This window comes from Myxococcus qinghaiensis, assembly GCF_024198215.1.
GTDB lineage: Bacteria > Myxococcota > Myxococcia > Myxococcales > Myxococcaceae > Myxococcus > Myxococcus qinghaiensis.
In genome coordinates this window covers 192,069-214,125 of sequence record NZ_JAKCFA010000015.1, presented here as the reverse complement: position 1 = coordinate 214,125, position 22,057 = coordinate 192,069, and the positions used below count along the sequence as shown (strand labels likewise).

Below are 22,057 nucleotides of genomic sequence, written 5' to 3'. Positions count from 1 at the left end.
ATCCATGAACGGTCGTGGCGTGTGGGTGATGGCGCTCCTGGGCGTGTGGCTGGGGTGTGGCCAGGAGCGGTCTCGTTCCGAAGTCCCGTCGACGCGTGAGGCGCCGCGCGAGGAGCAGGTGCGTCAGGCGGTGTCCGGGGATGTGACACCGCCCGCCATCACCGTGAGCGGCGTGGCACAGGCCGCGTCGGTGCGAGTCGCGCCCACGCTCACGTGGACCGTCACGGACCAGAGCGCGACGCTCGTGGAGGCGTGGCTGGACGGCGAGCCTGTGGCCAGCGGCGTGACGGTGTCGGCCGAAGGGCCGCATGCGCTCATCGTCCGTGCGACGGACACCATGGGCCTGTCCACGACGGTGACGCGGACCTTCCGCGTGGACATGACGGCGCCGGTCATCTCCATCTCCGGCGTCGAGGACGGCGAACACTCCAGAGCACCTGCTGTCTTCCCCAATGCCTCGGCGATGGATGTGGACGCCGTGTCGCTCTCCGCGACCCTCAACGGACTTCCCTTCACGCTGCGCGCCCCCGTCCATGCCCAGGGAAGGCACGTGCTGGTGGTGACGGCGACGGACGCCGCGGGGAACACCGCGTCGCGGACCGTCATCTTCTTCATCGACAGGACGTTGCCGGATGTCAGCTTCTCGGGCTTCGCTGACGGGGACCACCTCAAGGAGGTGCCCGTCACGCTGGAGTTCTTCGCGGAGGGAACCGTTCCCGGAGGACTGCTGTGGCCCCTGGTGGCGACCGCGACGTTGAACGGTCAGCCGATAACGTCCCCGTGGGATTTGTATCTGGAGGGTGAGTACACGCTGGTCGTCTCCGCCACGGACAAGGCGGGGAATACGAATCAGGCCGAAGGCGTCCTCGTCATCGACACGACGCCGCCGGTGGTCACCATTTCGGGCGTCACGCATGGGCAGGAGGTGGACACCGCGCAAGTGGTGCCCACCTTCGCCGCTTCGGACAACCTGAGCCCCTCACCCTCGGTGGTGGCGACCTTGGATGGCCAGCCCTTCACCAGCGGAACGGCGGTGAGCGCCGAGGGCCTTCACACGCTGGTCGTCACCGCGACGGACCTGGCGGGGAACGAGACCCAGAAGGAAGTCCACTTCACGCTGGACCGCTCGGGGCCGGTGTTGACGGTGTCGGGCGTGACGAACGGCGGCAGATATCCCAGCGCCAGCGTGGCGTTCAACGCGAGTGACCTCACCCTGGACTCCGTCACGGCGACGCTCAACGGCTCGCCCTATGTGAGCGGGACGACCATCGCCGCGCACGGGGCCTACACCTTCACCGCCGTGGCGGTGGACCGGCTGGGTCATCAGACGTCGGTGACGCGCACGTTCTCCGTGGATGCCCTGGGGCCGGTCATCACCGTCACGGGAGTCCATGAAGGGTTCGTGACCAAGGGCCCCTCGGTGGTCATCACCTTCAGCGCGACGGATGACTCGGGCGGAGCCGTCCAGGTGCGCGCGACGCTGGATGGAGCGCCCTTCACCAGTGGCAGCGCCACGACAGCGGGGGGAGCGCAGACGCTGGAGGTCATCGCCGAAGACGACCTCCTCAACCTCACGCGAAAGGTGGTGCACTTCACCCTCGACCTCCATCCGCCGACCCTCACGGTGTCGGGAGTTCCGACCGGCCAGGTCGTGGACGTGGAGCAGGTGGTTCCGACCTTCGCTGCGACGGACACCCTGACGGCCGTGACGGTGGAGGCCACGCTCAACGACCTGCCTTTCACGACTGGAACGCCCGTCACCGCGGAGCGCACTCACACGCTCGTCGTCGTGGCCACGGATGCGGCCGGCAACGCCGCGCGTGAAGAGCACATCTTCACCATCGACCGGACCCCGCCCGAGCTGACCGTGTCGGGTGTCGAAGAAGGCAGCCGCCGGGCCGCGCCGGTGGCGATCGGGTTCGCCGCCGAGGATGCGAACCTGACCTCGCTGACGGGCACGTTGGATGGAGAGCCCTACACGAGCGGAGCGGCCATCACGGAGCACGGCCCTCACGTCTTCATCGCCGTGGCGCGCGATGGCGCGCAGCACCAGACGGAGGTCCAGCGCTCGTTCCGCGTGGATGCGGAGCCTCCCGCGCTCACCGTCACCGGTGTCTCCGACGGGCTCGTCACCAAGGCCGCGCAAGTGGTCCCCGTCTTCAACGCCACGGACGAAGGACCGGTGTCCGTGTCCGCGACGCTCGACTCCGTGAGCTTCACCAGTGGAAGCGCGGTGACGGCCGAAGGCCCGCACACCCTGGCCATCACCGTCTCGGATGACCTGGGCAACTCGCTCACGCGAACCCTTCACTTCACGGTGGACCGCACCCCGCCCGTCGTGGCCCGGGTGAGTCCCGCCGACGGCACCGTCACCCAAGAGGCGAGTCTGGAGCTGGTGCTCCAGGTCACCGACACCTGGTCGAACGTGACGGTGCGCCTGGGCTCAACCGAGCTGTCGCGAGGCGAGGACGGCCGCCACCGGACCGTGTTGGCGCTGGAAGAGGGGACCAACCTCTTCGAGCTGACCGCGACCGACGAGGCGGGCAACGTCACGCCCCACACGGTGACGGTGACCCGCGACTCGGAGAAGCCGAACCTGACCGTCACGGCTCCGGAGCAGAACGCGCGCATCCCTGTGCTGTTCACCGAAGTCACCGGGCGGGTCTCGGACACTTCGTCGGTGACGCTCACCGTCAATGGCCAGACGGCTGCGGTCGCCTCCGACGGGAGCTTCTCCCACCGGGTGACGCTGACCTCGGGTGAGAACACGCTGGTCGTGGTGGCGACGGACGCGCTCGGACATGTCGAGACGGTGACGCGCACCGTTCGCGCGAGCGGTGGCCGGCCCACGCTCGTCGTCACCTCGCCCCCGGAAGACCAGGTCGTCAGCGCGGCCACCGTGACGGTGAGCGGCAACGCGAAGGCGGCGGACCCGCAGGACACCGTGACCGTCACCGTCGCTGGGACCTCCGTCACGGTCTCCCCCTCGGGTGATTTCTCGCACGTCGTGTCGCTGTCGGCCGGGGAGACGCGGTCCATCTCCATCGTCGCGCGAGACAGCTACGGAGCGACCGAGGAGGTCGTCCGCACCCTGACGCGCACGGAAGCGGATGGCGGAACTCCGGATGCGGGCTCGCGGCCGGACGCTGGCGGCGGGTCCACGAGCGATGGCGGCGTGGGCGTGGATGCGGGCTCCGGAGGCACGCAGGACGCGGGGCCCGAGCTGGAGCCGGATCCGGTGCTCGTGGTGGACGCGCCGCTCGAAGGCGGCGTGTACGGCGGCCCTCGCTTCGTGGTCAGCGGTCACATCGAGGGCGGGACGCTACCGCTGCGAGTCACGGTGCAAGGCGTGAGCATGGCGGTGAACGGCCATGACTTCACGGGCGCGCTGGTGCTCGCGGATGGCGACCACACGCTCCAGTTCAAGGTGACGGACGCACGCGGGCGCACCCACGCGCAGACCCGCGCGGTGGCGGTGGACCACACGCCGCCGCACATCGTGCTCACCCCACCCACGGCTCCCGAGACGTGGAGCAGCCTCTCCAGCGCTCCCTATCTCCTCCACGGCACGGCGGGAGACCGGCACCTGACGGAGGTGTTGGTCGATGGCGTACCGGCCCGAGTCATCGCGGGCGCCTTCAGCGCCTACGTGCAGTTGGCGGCCAATGCGCCCAAGTCCGTGGTCGTCACCGCGTTCGATGTCGCGGGCAATCGCAGCCAGGAGACCGTGGTGCTCACGCTGCGAAGCAGCGCTCCGCGCATCACCATCCTGGAGCCGGTGGAGGGCTCGGAGTCTCCGACCCCGGTGGCGACGGTGCGGGTCCGCGTGGAGAACGGCGGGCGCCCGCGCGTCGTGACCATCGGGACGGACGAGGTGACGTCGTCGACGGACGAGTACACGGCCCAGGTGCCGCTGGCGCACGGTGAGAACGTCATCCAGGTCACCGCCGTGAACACCCTGGTTCCAGAAGAGGAGGCCGGCGGAATGATGAGCTCGGCCTCCGTCACCGTGCACTACCTGAAGGCGAGCGCTGCGCCGCTCCAGGTGACGGGTGTGTCTCCCCGCGCGGGAGAGCAGGGCGTGGAGCCCGATGCGCTGGTGAGCGTGTCCTTCAACAAGCCCATCCTGGGCACGGAGCTGTCGGAGCACTTCAAGGTCCGCGTGCAGGGACAGTCCACGCCGCTGCCGGGTGGCTACTCGGTGATTCCAGGCTCGCAGACCGTGTCCTTCATCGCGAGGGACCCACTCCCGGAAGGCGCCCGCCTGACGGTGGAGGTGAAGAAGGACCTGGCACCGGAAATGCCGCCAGGAATGGGGGGCGACTTCTCCAGCGACTTCACGGTGCGCAGGCCGCTGACGCGGGTGCGCGGCTACGTGGTGGACGCGGACTACCGCCCCTTGTCCGGCGTGAAGGTCGCGATGGAGGGGACGAGCCTCACCACGGTGACGGGGCCGGATGGCAACTGGACCCTGTTCAGCCCCAAGGGCGGGGAAGTGGTGCTGCGCTACGAGGGCGGCCTGACATCCGAGGGCGCCTCGTTCCCCACGCTGCGGCGCCGCCTGTTCGTCAACGAGGAGGCCGACACGCTGGACACGCCGCTGGTGCTCACCGCCGTGGACACGGCCTCCGCGCAGGTGGTGGACGCGCTGCATCCGATGATGCTCCGGTTCGCGAACCGCCACCCGGACCTGGGCTTTGACGTGCCCGAGGACGGCCTCTTCTTCGAGGACGGCATGACGCGGGGACTCGTCACCGCGACGGAGCTTCAGCCGTATGCGCTGCCGTTGCCCATGGAGGGGCGCGCGGCGCTGGGGGCCGTCTGGCAGATTGGCCCGGCGGGACTGCGTCTGCAGAAGACCGTGTCCGTGAAGTTCCCCAACCGCACCAACCTGCCCGCTGGCCGCCTGGCCATGGTGCTGGGACATGACCCGCAGCGACACGTGCTCAAGCGCGTGGGCTTCGCTCGGGTGGATGAGGACCGCGTCACGCTGACGCCGCTGGCGCCCCTGGGCCTCACGTCGCTGGAGTTCATCGGCTACGTGCCGCTCAACAAGGACCAGCATGTCGCCGTCGCGACGGCGCTGGGGATGAACCCGGACGCGGGCTCGGAGGAGGACGGCGAGGGAGTGCAGGGGTTGATGGACCGGGTGCGTCCTTCCCTGTCGTCGGAGCCCCTGTGGAAGAAGCTCCTGACGAACCTCCTGGTGACGGATGCCCACGCCCAGTTCGGCGGTGGCCTGGACATGGCGGCGTACAACGCCTTCGACACGATGCTCGGGATGGCGGTGCCCGGCGCGGTGATGGGCTCGGTCCGCGCGCCGCTGGAGCGCCAGCTGGAGCTGGAGGTCCGCGCGCCGGTGGTGCCGCCGTTCGGCCAGCCCGCGTCGGAGCAGGTCGTCACGCTGCCGTACACGCTCGCGCTCGACTTCCGTTCCCGGTTCGAGTCGGCGGACCCCTATGACGTGGCGAACCCGGAGACGGTGCTCGTCAAGCTGACGGCGGAGGGGCCCTCGGGGCCGCTCTCCGAGCCCACCGCGGGCGCGTGGCAGTCCCAGGGAGAAGGCGAGGCCGCGCTCGCGCCGCGTGTCGCGCTCCCCATCGGCAAGACGACGATGACGCTGTCCGGGCTGTCGCAGTCCACGCACCGCTTGATGAAGTTCGAGGCGGAGCTCGTCGCCGAGCCCTCGGATGGTGGCCCGTCGACGGCGACGCTGCGGCTGCGCACGCTGGAGGACACGTTCAACGAGAGCGAGGACGAGGCGGTCCACAGCCCCGTGCGCTTCAAGAACCTGCGAGTCACCCTCACGGGGCCTGGCAGTGGCTCCGCGGGGGCGACGGGCGCCTCGGGAGGCTACGGAATCCCGGTGCCCGGGCTCATGGGCGGGGAGATGGGCATCTCCTGCACGGAGGTCCCCACGGGTCCTCGGATGGTGGAGCGCCTGGGGGAGGACGGCGTGGTGCACTACACGCCCACGCTCAACCAGTTCCCCATCTGCTCACAGACGTTCTGGTTGTACCCGGGCGCCACCACGCGCGCGGACATCCTGGTCGACGTGCGCATGCTGTACGGCTCGCTGACCTTCGTGAACCGTCACGGTGAGCCGCTGGCGCTCAACTGCGACCCGGAGGCGCACAGCGAAGCGGCGACGACGCCCGGGGAGTTCACCGACATCGCGCTGAAGGACGTGAAGTCGACGGAGGTCCACTTCTTCCGCGCGGACGACCTGGAGCACCCCATCGCGACGTTCGCCGCGGGCACCGCCAATGGCTTCGCCTGCACCCAGGGACCGCCGACCGAGGACACGCCTCACGGCTACTACTCGCGCGTCCGCACGGGGCCGGCGGCTCGCATCCGGCAGGCCGCGCGGGAGCGGTGCCGGCAGTTGGAGCGACAGATCGGCACGTCCGATGCGGGCTCGCTGAGCTCGGAGGACCAGGGGTACTACGACGGCAACTGCCGCGACAACCGGACCAACACGCTGCGGCTGAACCCTGGAGACCGGCTGGTCGTCTTCGCGGTGAACCACGCCACGGGCTACTCGGGCATGACGTCCGTCACCGTGCCGGCCATCAACCGCGTGAGCCGCACGGAGACGGGCGGCTGCCAGGCGGACGACGCGGCCGGTGGACCGCTGGAGGTGACGGAGCTCGGCGAGCCGATGACGCTGTCCCGCTGCACGCAGTCCGAGCTGGGAATCCCCGCGGACTTGAAGCTCTTCCCGCCCGAAATCGATGTCCGCGTGGCCCGGCGCATGACGCCGGAGGGCGTCCAGGTCCCCACGCGCCCCAGCCTCATCCGCCACGGTGGCGCGGCGACGACGCGGGATGACTTCCTCCAGATGGCCACGCACTGGCGCGTGCGCCAGCTCCCCGAGCCGACGTCGGATGGAGGGACGCCGACGGACGCGGGCACGCCCGTGTCGTCCGATGGCGGCTCCGACGAGGCCGAGTGCACGGATGCCGGCTTCCTGCCGGATGGTGGCATCTGCGAGCCCGGGTTCTTGAGAGACCGTGGCGAGCCCGGGGAGGAGCTGGAGCTGTTCTGCTCCGAGCTGCCGCCCACGTCACCGCAGCGCCTGCTGGGGCGGTGTGACACGGGGACGCCTCGGGTGGTGGATGTGCCCACCGGTGTGCCGCCGCTGGCGGGCCGCCTGGTGCAGGTGACGCAGACGGCGGTGGAGCAGCCCGTCGTCGTCGCCTTCCCGGTGCGTCCAGGTCGCCACACGGCCTCCGTGCAGGCGTCGCTGACGTACCAGAACGAGTCCGGGGCGACGGTGTCGCTCAGCTCGCTGTCTCGCGCGAACTACTACCTGCACGTCGTCGGACACCCAATGTACGAGCGAGACAGGAACGACGACGGCTTCCTGCAGCCCGACGAGGTCAACGCCCCTCCGCCGAACTTCTGTGAGCCGGGGGAGTGCCAGGAGATCGATGGCGAGCCGGAGTCCGAGGAGGAGCATCCGGACAAGCTGCCCAAGTGGGCGGTGGGCCTGAAGAACGTCTACCGGCACCGCGAGGCGGATGGCTCGGCGCTGGAGCGGTATGACCGTGCGCGTGAGCACGAGTTCCGCGTGCTGGAGCTGGGCAAGGTCACCGTCACGGCGCAGACGGGAGACCAAGGTGGGGCCGACGCGGGCAGCGCCGATGCCGGACGCGTGCTGACGGGGTTGCCTCGACCGGAGGCCACGGACGATGACGTCGCGTACCAGTTCCTCATCGACAGCCTCCAGGAGCCGGACCTCCCGGGGCGCGCGGGGACGGTGAGCGGCGAGTACAGGCTGCGGCTGGGCACGGATGACTTCGGAATCGAGTGCCCCATCGTCATCGAGGACGGCCGGCTCACCGGGACGTGTGACGGCGAGTTCCTGCCGGAGGTGCTGTCGGCGGCGGACATCCTCTACTTCGAGCTGTACCTGAGCGGGAACGCGGACAACGTCCTGTACCGCTTCAACTTCCACGGCATCTCCCCGCGCACGGACTTCGTGACGGCGGGCAGCGAGGACACGCTGGAGCGCTCCATGGCGAGGTCGACGCCCTCGTCGCCTTCGCTCAACAACCTGACCGCCCCCGCGGTGGCGCGCCCCATCTCCGTCAAGGCCATGGCCCACTTCGCCATCGAGCCCGACACGCTGACCAACGGCATCATCCGCATCTGCGAAGGGCCGGACTGCAACGCGTCCACGCTGCTCAAGGCGGCGGAGCTCCGGTACATGCCGAACCAGGCGACGGGTGTCGGCGGCTACGACATCATCCGGTACCTCGATGAAGGCAATGCGCGTGTCAAACAGCCGCTCATCCAGCTGACGAAGCCTGGAGCGAATGGCGCACGGCGCTTCGCGCTGCCGCTGACGAACGACCTGGGACGCATGCAGGACATGCTGACCCGGGGCCGGGAGCTGTTCCTGGTCATCGAGCCGGAGCCGGGCCTGTTCGGGCCGAGGGCTCCGATAAAGATGGCGCTGGGCGAGCCCGTGGGCCGCTACAGCTTCGTCAACGCGCGGGCGGCGGGCCAGACGGTGGTGGAGGGGGTCAACCTCGCGGGTGGCCACCTCAGCGTCACCCATGAGGACTTCTCGGTGCCGCACCTCGCGGAGGCCGTGAGCTTCTCCCGGACGTTCAACAACCAGAACAACGAGGTGTCACCGCTGGGCGTGGGCTGGTCCCACAACTACGAGGGCTTCATCGTCGAGGAGGAACTCGGACGCTACATCGTCGTCCTGAGCGGCCAGTCCTTTGACTTCCCGTCGTGCGAGACGGTGATTCCAGTGGACCAGTCCGCGAGCAACTGCCGGACGGACAAGTCGCACGGTGGCACCCTGTCCGTGGACCGTCTGGGAGCCGAGTTCCGGACGCCGAATGGTCTGGTCTACCGCTTCAGGACTCCGTCCGTGCTCGACACGGGCATCGCCCAGCAACGCCGCTGGGTGCTCACCGAGTACTCGGATGGATTGGGGCAGGACAGCCCGAAGCAGGGGTGGACGACGCTGACGTATGCGCCGGACTCGGACCGCGTGCTGCGCGTGACGCGCTCGCCGGGCCGCGTGTCGCTGGCCTTCGAATACGAGGAGGTCGACGGGGATGCCTCGGAGAAGCTGAAGCTCCTGGCTCGTACGCAAGGACTCAAGCTGCTGTCCGCGGTGGGCCTCTACCTGAACTCGAAGCTGCCCGACGACCCGACGGAGGAGCCCGACGCGGACGAGGCCATCCACCGCGTGGAGTTCGCTCACGACGCTTGGGGCAACCTGAAGCGAGCCCTCCGCCGCACGGGCCTGCCGCATCAGGCCTGGGCCTACGAGTACGCGCCGCTCCCCGGGACGGGGTCTGGTTACTCCAGGTGGCGTCTGGTCAATGAGCTGCGGACCGCGCGCTACCAGGTGACGCCGGATGTCGCGCCCCTGACGTTCTTCGACCAGTGGGTCGCCCACTACACGAGCACCGGTACCTCCCATACCTACGAGCATGTCCAGCCCGCCGAGGTCATCGACTTGTCGACGAGCTCGGGCAAGGGGCCCGCGCCTTATCAGTACGTCTACGAGAGCACTGGCCGCCGCCAGGTGACCCGTTCCGATGGCGTGAGCGTCGTGTACACGCTGACGAGCTACGGCAGCGCGCAGAGCGTCACGGTGGGATCGTTGAATGAGCACAAGACGGTCTGGCGCACAGACGGCCAGATTTCGCCGCTCCACGTGACGCTCCCGAACAAGGCCGAACTCGAGTACGACATCGACTCGTCTCACCGGTTGCTGTCGCTGAAGCTGGAGCAGGCACCTCCGAGCAGCGAGGGATTCCGAGGTCCGGTCCCGGCGGGCGGACAAGCGGAGCTGGTGCGTCAAACCTTCACGAATCCGGTGAACAAGCAGTTTGGCATTCCGGACCAGCGCATCACCCCGGCCACTCAGGGAACCCAATCCGTCAACACCCGTGTCACGCCGGAAGGGAAGATCGAAGGCATCACCGTCACCAACAGCAATGGCTTGACGGCGAGGAACACTGGAACCCGCACGTTCCAGATGGACGGCTCCGGAGTGCTGCTCACGGAGATCGATACACTCGGCCAACAAAAGACCTATGGCGACCTCAATGCCCTGGGGCTCCCGCAACTCATCGTCCTGACGAACCCGAACGCGGGTTCATTGGGACTTGGGACGCTGACGCGCCAGCTGACGTACGACACGTTCGGGCGGATGACCCATCGCAAGGACGAGGAGACGGGCTCCGAGGAGTCGTGGCAATACGACAGCCTCGGTCGAGTCACCCGGCACATCGTCGAGGGCACTCCGCGTCAGGATTGGGCCTATTCGTACTCGCCCGCGAACCTTCGGGTGACGGTGCGGGAAAGCCTCAATGGCTCCGCCACGCTTCGCACGGTGGACACTTGGGAGGTGACGGAAGGGGACGAGTCCCTCCGGGGTGTGTTCGTGGAAGAGCGCACGCCGTTCGGCCCGCCGGGACAGGAGGCGGTGGCGGTCCGCAAGCAACACCAGCGCAATGGCAGGTTGGTGTCGACGACGGATGCGGTGGGTGTCGAACGTGCCTACGACTACGACGACTCCGGGCGCTTGACGGGGGTTCGCATCGTCAACGCTGGAACGACCACGGGACCGTCTGGCGTCGACGAGCTGCGCTACCAGGACTTCGACTCCAACGGCCGCGCCCGCTCCGTGGTGGACCACAACGGGCTGTTGACCCGGATTGGCTACGACTTCCTGGGGCGGCCCGTGTACTGGGATTACACGGGCGCCGCGGTGGTGAATGGCGAGCGCAGTACAGAGGAGTGGCGTCGCAACTTCCAGGGCGACGTCGTTGCCAGGAGCTTTGGAAACAGTGCCTCCAGCCATGTGCTGGACATCGAACCGGATGCACTGGGTCAGGTGCGTTCCACGAAAACGAACCTGTCGGGAACTGTCGTCACCAGCGTGGAGTTCGAGCGGCACTATGACGACCATGGCCGCGTGACGAGGCAGCAGGACCACGTCATGGAGACGGATGAGCACTTCGAGTACCACGACGCACTGGGGCGCCTGACTCGCTATTCCCGGAGCATTGCTTCAGGCGCGGCCCCGCTGGAACTCGAGGTCACGTATCGCTACGAGGACGGGAGTCCTCCTCCCACGGGCCGCAGGAAGGTTCTCATCACCCGGACCATCGGGCGTCCGGATGGCGCTGCCCGGGTGGAGAACGAAGAGGAGTTCTACGACGTCGCGGGCCGGCTGGTGGAGCGGGTCCGGATCGTCGGAGGAGACCCGGCCTCGTGGAAGTACACCTACAACGCGCGCGGGCAGATGATTACCGAAGTGGCTCCCATTGATTCCTCGACGACGGAGACCACGACCTATCACTACGACTCCGCGGGGAATCTGTATCGCAAGGACGAACCGGGGGACGCGGCCAATCCGGCGGCCATCACGGAACTCTTCGTGGATGGAGAGGGGCGCGTCGTGCGCCAGAAGGGACCTCACCCGGATGCGGATTGGCGTCATACCTATGACGCCTTCGGACAGCTCAAGAGCAAAGAGCTGGTCGCCACGGGTGGGAACACCGTCGGTGCCCGCTGGTCCTACAGCTACGGGTTGACCGGGAAGCCAGGCGCGGATGGTTCGGTGCCGGACTCCGCGACCGAGGAGATAGGTCCGCTCGGTTACAAGACGTACCGCTATTTCAACGCGAGACACCAGCTCCTCAAGGAGGTGCGTGAGGACAAACGCCCGCTGTCCGGGGGCGGGACCGGCACGGACGGGAACTCCATCACCACGACGTATGCCTATTCCGGAGCCTGGCTTCAGAAACGGGTGACGACAGAGAAGACCGAAGGAGGCGAGGGAGCTCCGTCGGTGTTGACCTTCGAGCGGAAGAAGTTCGATGACCGGGGGCGCACGCTGGAGTCGCGTGAGCACTGGCAGCGAGGCTCGGACTTCTATGAATACGTGACGAAGGCTCCATGGACCGGGCGCACCGTCTCCGTCCTCCAGACAGGGACGGTCAGTGCGACACCCTCCGTCGTGTTGCCGGCGCGCCAGTTCGACGTGGAGACGAACAGCCTGGGCCAGATGGTGTCCCGGACGCAGGGCGGGCTGACGGATTCCTGGAGCTTCGACGCGCTCGGAGTGATTGCCCGGGAGAAGCCCGCGGGACGACCCTCGAAGGTCTATACTTATGACCAGGGATTGCTGGTCGATGTCGCGCTAGGTGATGGGGGAGCGCCGGAGCACACCCACATGGGTTACCGGCTGGATGGTCGCCTCACGAGTGTCACGGACCCCGCCGAGCGGGTGCGCTCGTTCACCTTCGGGCCGCGTGGCCTGCTGGTACGGGAGCAGTTCGGAAAGAACGGCGAGCTGAAGGAGACGAATATCTCCTACGACGCCGGTGGATTCGTCGCCAAGGTCTGGAAGGACTCCGCCAATCCCAGTGAGGCCTGGGAGTATGAGAATGGACCGTTGGGCGAGGTGCGGCGTGTGACCCCTCCTGGCCTATCCCCCTTCTCGTACGAATATGACGCCGCGCGGCGGTTGTCGGCCATCCAGCGCCCCTCGGGCGGCGTTCCTTCGGAGACTTTTGAGTATGACTATCTGTCGCGGCCCACCCACCGAGTGCGTGGAACGTCGGACTGGGTCACCTCGTGGGTGAACGGCGTCGAGCAGGTGACCTCACCCAGCAACGCGGTGTTGTCTGGCGGCAATGACAAGGATGTCGTCAAGACGCTGCTGGATGGTCGGGGGCGTCCTGTCTGGCGAGCCTTCGTCGCGGAGACGTCCTCGTCGGCCCATCATGACGTCCAGCGGATTGACTTCGCCTATGACGCGCTGGACGCCCTGGTTCAAGCCAATGAGGTTCGGACCAGTGGAAACGTGCTCAACAGCTTCGGTTACGATTCGCGAGGTCGGCCCGCGTGGAGCGAGCGTGGCAAGGACCATGCGACAGATACGGAAGACAGGATTGAGTTCTCCTACGTCACGGGGAGCGATCTACCGCTCCGTCGCACGTCGGGGCCGGTGACCGGCGGCGTTCGCCTGGCGGAAGAGCTCGGCTACGACGCGCTGGCTCGAATCAACGTGGTGCGGACGCTTCGCGATGGCGAGGTGCGCACCCAGCGGACCGTGGCCTGGGAGCCAGGAGGAGAGCTGCTCTCGCGTATCGCGGACGGCTCCAACGTGGAGCGAAAGTGCTACGACGGGCGCGGTTGGCTGGAGTCCATCCGGACGACGACGGCGGAATTGGATGTGGGCTGTGAGCAGACGGCTGGCACGCCCCGGATCTCGTTCCAATACACCTACGACGTTCGCGGCAATCGGGTCCGTGAGGATGCTCAGGTGCCCGACGGCCAGGGTGCGCTCGTCAACGAGAGAACCGAATACGGATATGACAAGGCGGACCGTCTCACGGGAGTGCGCTACCCGGGTGGGGCCGCGGTGCTCTACAAGCTGGCTGCGGATGGGACGCGCCTGGGCGCCCGCCATGCCTTGAGTCATTCCGGTTCGCTGTCCTCGGAGGGGTACGAACAGGCGGCCAGCGCGCAGCGGCGTCTCGTCTACGGGTTCAATGGTGCAGGTGGCTTGGAGTCCATTGATGACCTGGCCCTGGCGGAGGACGCCCGACGTCAAGCGACATACTTCACGGATGGTTCGGGACGTGTGCGTCGGGAAGTCCGCTCGGAGACGGAACAGACTCACTATGGCTGGGATGCGATGGGGCGGTTGGCCCATGTCCGAGTGGAGCGGGAAGGCACGGGAGGTACGCCGGAGACGACGGAGGCCCACTATCGCTATGGCTTCGATGGCTTGCGCCGGTCCCGCGAGACGAACTCCGGCACCACGCGGTACGTCTGGGCTGGAGACACGCTCGTCGAGGAGCAGCTTCCGAGCGGCAATCGCCTGCATCAAGAGGTGCTCGCCGGGCTGACGCTCGCTTCGGGAGAGGACCGCATCCTCCATGACGGCATGGGCAGCGGGGTGGCGCGGGTCGACGGGATGGGGGACCTGACGTCGTCCAGGTTCGATGCCTGGGGCGAATATCGCTCAGGTGCCGTTCCGGACGAGAACCAGGCCAGTGTCGGCTACACCGGCCACTCCTGGGATTCGGCCGCCAGCCTCACCTACGCGCAGCAACGCTGGTACGACGCCTCGACAGGACGGTTCCTGTCCGAGGACCCGGTGGGGGCGGAGGCGTATCTGAAATCACCCACGGGGATGCAGCCGTGGGCGTATGCCAATGCCAATCCGATGCGGTTCACGGATCCGGATGGTCGGTCGGCCTGTTTCAGTGGCGAAAGTCGCATGGCTTGCGAGATGCGCCTCGCGTTGTCCGGGCGGTGGAGAGGCTCTGAATTCCACCACGGTGACCTGCGGCCCTTCCGGGGGAAGTACGAGCGTTGGGAGGAGGAGCGTCAGCGGGAGCTCAAGAAGAGCGTTCAAGGCGCGTTCCTGGCGGCCGGCGTGGGTGTCTCGCTCGCCGCCACGCCCTTGGCCCTGGTGCTCGTCGAAGCGGGAAGTGTTTCCACGACGACGGCGACCGTGGGGGTGTGGCTGGCCGAGACAGGGGCTGGAACAGCCATGGAGTACGGGATCTCCGGCGAGGTCACGCCGGAGGGGGTGGCCTTCAACGCGCTGACGGCCGGGGTTGGCGCGATGATCTTCAGGCAAGCGGCGGCCCCATCTGCCTCCGCGCTGCGGGAAGCCTCCGCCGCCGTCAGCCATGTGGATGATGCCCTCGAAACGTCCCTGGTCGGGGCGGCGCAGGATACACGGCTCAAGTTCAAGCCGAATCCCGCAGGGCAGGAGCGAACCCTGGAGCAAGCCATCGAGATTGCCCGGGCGAACGGTGTGGACATCCCCGATGATATCTACTTCCAGGCCAGGCCGACCATCAGGGCGGAGAATGCCAGGGCGGAGTACTATCCGGCCCGCCAGCCGAAGGAAATGAAGGACATGATGACCTGGGAAAACTTCGTTCATGACTTGAAAGAGGGTGATCCGCTGTTCGACGCCGATGGGATGGTTCTGGTGGCGATCCACCGGGACGTGCTCAAGAGTGATGAGGAGATCGTCGCCGTCTTCGGACATGAGATGCATGAACTCAACAGCTTGAGACGTTTGTTCGCGGAAAGCCCGAACGAATCCCTGACCAAGCGACAGGTTCATGACTACATCCGCGCGAAGAACCCAGGAAACCTCCATTGCCAGGCCTGGGACGTGGCGGATTGCCTTGTTTTGAGGATGAGAGGTCAGAATGGGACGCCTTGAGTCCGCGTTGTCCTGGTTGTGTCTGTGTTTCCTGGGAGATGTTGGATGAAGACCTTGTTCATTCGGTCCCAGGCAGGTCGTGTCCTGGTGATGAGTTCCTATTCCAGGCAATGGGGCGAGCTGACCGAGGTGTGGCCCGGTGAGGACTTTCACGGGGTGACCTATGCGGAGCTGCGGAGGTTGGGGGACGGGCGACATGAGGTGGAGTTCAATCCCTCCGTTTCTTCGCACTCAGGGCCGGGCCCGCATGTGGTTTCGATTGCCGATCAGATCGGGGCCATTGAGTTTGAATGCGACCTCGGGTTGCTGAGCAAGGATCTGGCGGCGCGTGAAGTCGCTGTCTTGTGTCTCTCGAATGAGGTGGGGGCGGTGCTGGCTGGTGCGTCCGCCGAGATGCGGGAGCGCGTTTGTCTGTTCGCCCGGGAGGCGAACGAGGCGCCGGGTGACGAGGACGACGTCTATATCGGCCGTCCAGATCTCCCACGCAGCGTGATTCGGGCCATCGTTGCTGTCTGTGGGGCCACACAGGGCGTGTAAGCCGGTGCCTGGGGAGAGTGGCCGCCGCCGAGGCGCGCCGCCCCCCACCCGGTGGGCCCGGACGTGGTGAGGCAGGCCCTGCTGGCACGAGGATCTGCCGGCGGGACTGCCGAAATGTTCGATTCACTTCGTATCGAAGAGATGGGGGCGCCTTGTGGGGCGGGTCTTTCGAGACCTGTTTCCCCAGGGCGTCGGGCGAGCGGTGTGTCGTTTGGGCAGTCGTTGAGGCGGTCACGGTACGTCCCGAGAGGGCGTAGGTCGGAGGGGCAGTGCGTCAGTTCAGCTCAAGCGGTGTTCGCGCGGTGCTCGCGGTGGTGTGCCTGGGATTCGCCCTGGTGGCCCACGCGGCGCCACCCGTGGTGACAGCGGCCTATCCCCTCGCGCCGCTGCGTCCTGGCTCGCAGAGCGTGGAGGTCGGCTTCGACATCGAGCAGCAGGTGTCGCAGGTCCTCGTCACCATCCAGGGCACCTCCGCCACCCAGGGCAACTTCGCCTCCGTCACGAACCTCCGTGTCGAGCGTGACTTCGCCGGCGCCGTCCCGTTCCACCTGCTCGTGCCGCTCAAGGCGGCCTTCCCGGACGACGGCGCCCTGACTGTCACCGCCGTCCCCATCGGTCCCGATTCGGTGCCCGGTGCTTCCTTCAGCACCACCTTCGACGCCAAGGCCAGCCCCCCCGGCTTCGCCCCCACGCCCGTCACCGTCCGCTCCGAGCTCAACGCTGGCGGCATCGTCCTGGAGGTCGGCTACACCGGCCAGGTCTCCTCCGCCGAGCTGTCCATGATGGGCGCCTCCGCGCTCGCCCTGCGCACCGTCTTCGGTGACCTCAGCGAGGCCGAGGCCCAGGCCTTCGTCACCGCCCGTCGCCTCGTCGGCCGTCCCCGCGTCTCCACCCCGGGCCGCATCCAGTTCTTCCTCCCCACGCTCGACGGCAAGGTCCCTCCCGACGGTGTCGTCATCGCGGACGTCGCCCTCCAGGACCCCTTCGGCCGCACCGTCCACACCTCCGCCGTGGAGTTCACCAGCTCCACCTCGTTCGACCCGCTCATCTCCATCTCCGCCAAGCCCGAGTCCCTCCTGTTGGACCAGGTGGGCCGCCGCGAGCAGCTCCAGGTCTTCGGCAACTTCGCCATCGCGGGCGAAGTCGACATCTCCGGTGGACGCCGGGGCGTGCTCTACGAGTCGAGCAACCCCGCCACCGTCGCCGTCACCCAATCCGGTGAGGTCATCGCGCTCGGCCAGGGCGAGGCCACCCTCAAGGTCACCTACGCCGAGCGCACGAAGGAAGTGCCGGTCATCGTCACCGACCCTTCGCGCATCGCCGGCGTCCGCATCACCCCAGACACCGTCACGCTGGAGCGCGTGCGCGACACCTTCCAGCTCAAACTGGAGGGCCGACTGGATGACGCCGAGACAGGCCGGGTCATCGACCTGACCCCGTCGGCCCTCCGCACGGACTGGAGCTCGCAGGACCCCACCATCGTTCACGTCACCCCCGAGGGCAGGTTGACGTCGCTCCGCCCGGGCAGCGTGACCATCACCGCGCGGCACACCACCCTCGACGAGGTTGTCTGGACGGACGACATCCGCGTCGAGGCACGAGACGGTGTTCCCACGGTGCGCCTGTCAGGCCCCACATCCATCGCCGCGGGCGCCAGCTTCGAGGTTCGCGCCGTGGCCTCGGATGACCTGTCCATCAAGCACGTCAGCTTCCTGGTCAATGGCGTGCCCACCGTCATCGACGACACCGCGCCGTACTCGCTGCGCATCCAGGCGCCACCCCTCGTGGGCGCCAGCTTCAAGGTGGCCGCCATCGCGGTGGACTCCGGCGACCAGGAGTCTCCTCGGGCCACGCTCGACATCAAGGTCGTGCCGCCCGCCGGTCCCAGCACCCGACAGGTCGTCTACGAGCTGCCCACCCCCGGCGCGAATCTCATCGAGGGACTCCCCCAGATTCTTCGCGTGACGAGCGGTGACTGGATGTCCGGCAACCTGTCGCCGCTCGACTTCCAGGTCGTTCGCTTCACCGTGGACGGCGCGCCCGTCGGCTCCTCCCAGACGGCCCGCGTGGAGCTGCGCCCCGTCCCCAACACCTCGCCTCAAGAGATTGTCGCGGTGCCCCTGTGGGAGATCAGCTACGTGCCTCCGGCGGGCAGCGCGGGCACCTCGGCCGCCCTCAAGGCCACGGCCGTGGATCGCCAGGGCGCGACGGCGGAAGGCTCCACCGTCCTCGTCCGCATCGTCGGCAACGCCCCTCCGCTCATCACCCGCCGCGCCCCCCTGGGCAGCACGGTGGAGGTGACGGAGAAGGTGCCGCTCTCCGTCGAAGGCACCGTGGCGGACGACGCCATGGCCTTCGGCGTGAAGCTCGCGCTGCTCGTGGATGGCAACGCGGTGGCCACCACGCGCCTGGACCAGGGAGGGCAGGGGGGCACGGCCGAGGGTGGCCAGGCATTCAAGCTCGTCTGGACGCCTCCGGCGGGCAGCGCGGGCAAGCGTCCCCGCGTCGAGATTCAGGCCATCGACCATGGCGGGCTGGAGCGCCGCATCGGCTTCGAGGCCGTCATCAGGTTGGACGGTCCACCCAACGTGGCCATCCAGACGCCTACGTCCACGGACTCCTACGTGGGCGGCACTCCCGTCACGCTCACCGCCGCCGCGTCGGATGACAGCGGTGAGCCGCCGCAGGTGACGTGGAAGGTGAACAACGTCCCGGTGGGGCAGTCCTCCGTGCCTCCCTATCGCTTGCTCTGGCGCACACCCGTCGTCGAGGTGGATGGGACCTTCTCCGTCACGGCCACCGCCCGGGACGCGCAGGGGCACGAGCAGACGAGCGGGACTGTCGTCGTGGGGATTCGCAGGGACTCAAAGGCCCCGACGGTGAACATCCTGACGCCCCAGCACCTGGTGGAGGTGCCGAACTCCCAGGCGTTGCTGGTCACCATCGCGGGGTTCGACGAGGTCTCCCCCCAGCGCGTCGAGCTCTACCTCGATGAAGAGGAGACCCCGGTCTTCGTCGACGACGCGCTCGGCGACAACGCGGGCGTCTCCGGTTCGTACATCAGCTACACCGTCATCCCCGTCGAGAAGTTCTTCGTGGGGCCGCTCCCCAAGGAGACCCTCAAGCTCACCGCGCGCGCGTTCGACTCCTCGGGCAACTCCGCTGAAACCAGCCACACCGTCACGCTCAAGGGCGACCGGCCACCCACCGTCGAGTTCCTCAGCCCCAGTCCCGGCTTCGTCGGCACGGCGGCCACGCACGTTCCCATCGTCCTCCACGCGGAGGACGATGTGGCCGTTTCCAGGGTGGAGCTCTTCGAGCTTCGCGGAAGCACGCGCCACTCCGTCGGCGTCGCCACGGTTCCTCCGTATCGCTTCGACCTGCTGCTGCCGTCGACGCCCGGCACCGTCCAGCTGCTGGCGGAGGCTGTCGACAGCGCGGGTGAGAAGAACGTGGGCACCGTCTCCCTCTCGCTCGACGTGACGGCGGACGACGAGCCGCCCATGGTGGCCTTCCGGACTCCCGCCGAGGGCACGCGTGTCTACGCTGGCGCCAACCGGAAGGTGGACGTCGTCGTGGTGGCCACGGACAACGTCCGCGTCAAGAACGCCCGGCTCTTCCTCCAGGACCCGCTCCAGCCGTCCAACCCGGACGCTCCGGAGACGCCGGTGGGCTCGGGCGCCATCACCGGAACGCAGGAGGGCTTGTACCAGGTCTTCAAGTGGACCCTGGATGTGCCCGCCGACTTCGCGGACAAGCCGCTGCGCCTGCGCGCCGTCGTCACGGATGACGGGAACCGCACCGCGGAGCGCCGCCTGGTGCTCCAGGCCGTGGTGAACACAGCCCCCGTCGTCCAGCTGATGCTGCCCGCGCCGCGCACCGTGGTGAAGGAAGGCCAGGACGTCACCGTCACCTTCACTGTCTCGGATGACGAAGGGGTCGCCAGCTTCGCGGCCCGCTCCGGAGGCGTGACGCTGGAGCCGTTCATCGGCCCCGTCAACACGGCCATCCAGCAGAAGCTCATCGTTCGCGCCCCCATCGTCACGCCGTCCACGCCCGCATCCGAGCGGACGGTGGGCATCATCGCCAAGGACGTCAGCCCGGTGCCCCAGTTCGGGCACGAGGACGTGCTGCTCGACGTCATCGACGACCTGGAGCACCCCACGGCCCTCCTGCTGTCGCCCATTCCGGGGACGCCCACGCAGCCGCTCCAGGTGCCGAACCGGAGCAGCCTCGGTCTGCGCGTCGACGTCTCGGACGATGTCCGCGTCTCACGGGTCGCCGTGGTGCTCGATGGCGTCGAAATCCAGCCGACCGCGCCGCAGCAGGCCTACCTGCGCGCGAGCCAGGAGGACTTCGAGGAGGTCCGCGTCCCCAATCCGCAGGGGCCCGGCGACATCCTCGTCAGCCGGCGCTACGTGGGGACCTTCTCCGGAACGGTGCCCATCAAGCGCACCAGCGTGGACCCCGCCGACACGGAGCCCGAGCGGCATGTCATCTGGGCCCGCGCGTATGACCCGGCCGGCAACCCCACGGACACGTCCCAGGTCGCGTTCGATATCGTCGTCGCCGAGGACAAGCTGCCTCCCGTGGTGCGCGTCTCGCTCAATGGCGTGCCCAACGCGCAGTCGTGCGTGGCCGGCTCGCAGGTGAAGCTCCAGGTCCAGGCGTCGGATGACAGCGGGGTGGAGTCCCTCTCCGTGCGCTTCCAGGGAGGGGCTGACCTCACGGGCCTGGAGCAGAAGCCACAGGAGTTGCCCGCGACCAGTGTGTCGTTGAGCGGCTCCTACACGCTTCCCGAGGTGACGAACGGCGAGACGGGCACCGTGAGCTTCGAGGCCACGGCGACGGACAGCGAGGGGCGCACCACCGTCTCAGCCTACTCCTGTCTGCTGGTGGCCGACACGGCGCCCGTCGCGCGCTGGGTGTCTCCCACGAGCGGAGACCTGATTGAAGAGCAGCGCTACCAGGGCGCGCTGGAGCTGCAGGACGACGTGGGCCTGCGGGCCGCCTGGCTGGTGGCCTCCACGTCGGAGGTGAAGACGGCGACGGCCAGCGACTTCGCGCTCCACGCGCCGGCGCTCGTGGGCACGCCCCAGACGCCGTTCTCCCTCGCGAACCACGCGGTGCCGGTCGCCACGCTGTCCTTCGGTGGTCAGCCGGGCAGCGGTGGGTCGGCAGGTGCTCCCTTCACCTTCAGCGTGACGGGCGAGGACGGCGCCGTGCGCGTCACGCCACCAGTGGCCCTCTCCACGGACAGCGCGCCCGGCTTCCTTCGCCTGAAGGTCGGCGCGGACTCCCAGGGGGCCGAGGCCCGTGTCACCTATCATCTGCGCCCTCGTGCCTCGCTCTCTCCGGACGCGCAGGCGGAGCTGAACACCTTCAAGGCCCTGTTCCCGTCAGGCGACCTCACGCTGACCCGCGTGCTCACGCTCGACGCCGGCAATGGGTACGAGGCGGACCTCGGGTTCCCCAAGAATGCCGTGGAGGTGGAGCAGGTCCTCGTGGAGCTGCGGGCGCGTGGGGGTGACTCGCGTCCGGTGCTCGTGTCGGAGCTGGCGCTGCGCTACCAGTCCGGCCAGCCGTACCAGGTCCGTGCCGCCGCGGGAGGTCAGCGTCTGACGGTGGACCCGTTGTCCTCGTCGCTCAATCCGGGCCAGCTCACCTCGCGTCAGGTGGGCTTCCGCATCCCCGCGTCGTGGACGTCTCCCGACGTGCGCCTCACCACCGTGGCGGTGGACACGCGCGGCGTGGTCACCAAGGACGCTCGGAGCCTGCGGGTGGTGCCGGACACGGTGGTCCCCACGGTGTCCATCGTCGGCCTGGGCGAGAGCGCGACGGCGGTGCGCAATCAACCGTTCAAGGTCCGCCTGCGGGTCGCCGACAACGCGAGCCTGTCTGGCGTCCGCTTGCTGATGGATGGTGCTCCCCAAGGGGACACGCTCCTGGTGGGGACGTCGCAGGAGGTGGAGGTCACCCTCCAGCGCGACGCCCTGGGCGCCGCCGAGCTGTATGCCCAGGCGTGGGACCGCGCTGGCAACGAGACGGTCTCCCTGCCCGCGTATGTCCAGATTGTCTCCGACGCGCCGCCGACCCTCCAGATGGACAGGCTGGTGGCCGTGGGGGAGACGCTGTACCGCACGGAGCTGGAGGGAGGCTTCGTCAGCCTGCTCCAGAACAAGACCGCGACGCTGCACTTCACCGTCAAGGACGACGTGGGCGTGCAGTCGGTGACGACGACCTTCGGCTCGGAAGCGCCGCGGACGCAGACCTTCGAGC

The 22,057-nt window shown here is 68.1% G+C and carries 3 protein-coding genes (1 of these 3 running past the window's edge); all 3 read left to right on the top strand.

Annotation, left to right across the window (positions count from 1 at the left end):
• Positions 1 to 4 precede the first annotated feature (4 nt).
• Positions 5 to 15,241 carry an RHS repeat-associated core domain-containing protein gene (locus LZ199_RS27235; RefSeq protein ID WP_253996679.1) on the top strand — a complete coding sequence of 5,079 codons (15,237 nt, stop codon included), beginning with the start codon at positions 5 to 7 and terminating at the stop codon, positions 15,239 to 15,241.
• 45 nt (positions 15,242 to 15,286) lie between these two features.
• Positions 15,287 to 15,778 carry a hypothetical protein gene (locus tag LZ199_RS27230; protein ID WP_253996678.1) on the top strand — a complete coding sequence of 164 codons (492 nt, stop codon included), beginning with the start codon at positions 15,287 to 15,289 and terminating at the stop codon, positions 15,776 to 15,778.
• 269 nt (positions 15,779 to 16,047) lie between these two features.
• Positions 16,048 to 22,057 carry the start of an Ig-like domain-containing protein gene (locus LZ199_RS27225; RefSeq protein WP_253996677.1) on the top strand. Its footprint extends 26,051 nt past the window's final position, so 6,010 of the gene's 32,061 nt are visible here — the first part of the coding sequence; the start codon lies at positions 16,048 to 16,050; its stop codon lies beyond the right edge, outside the window.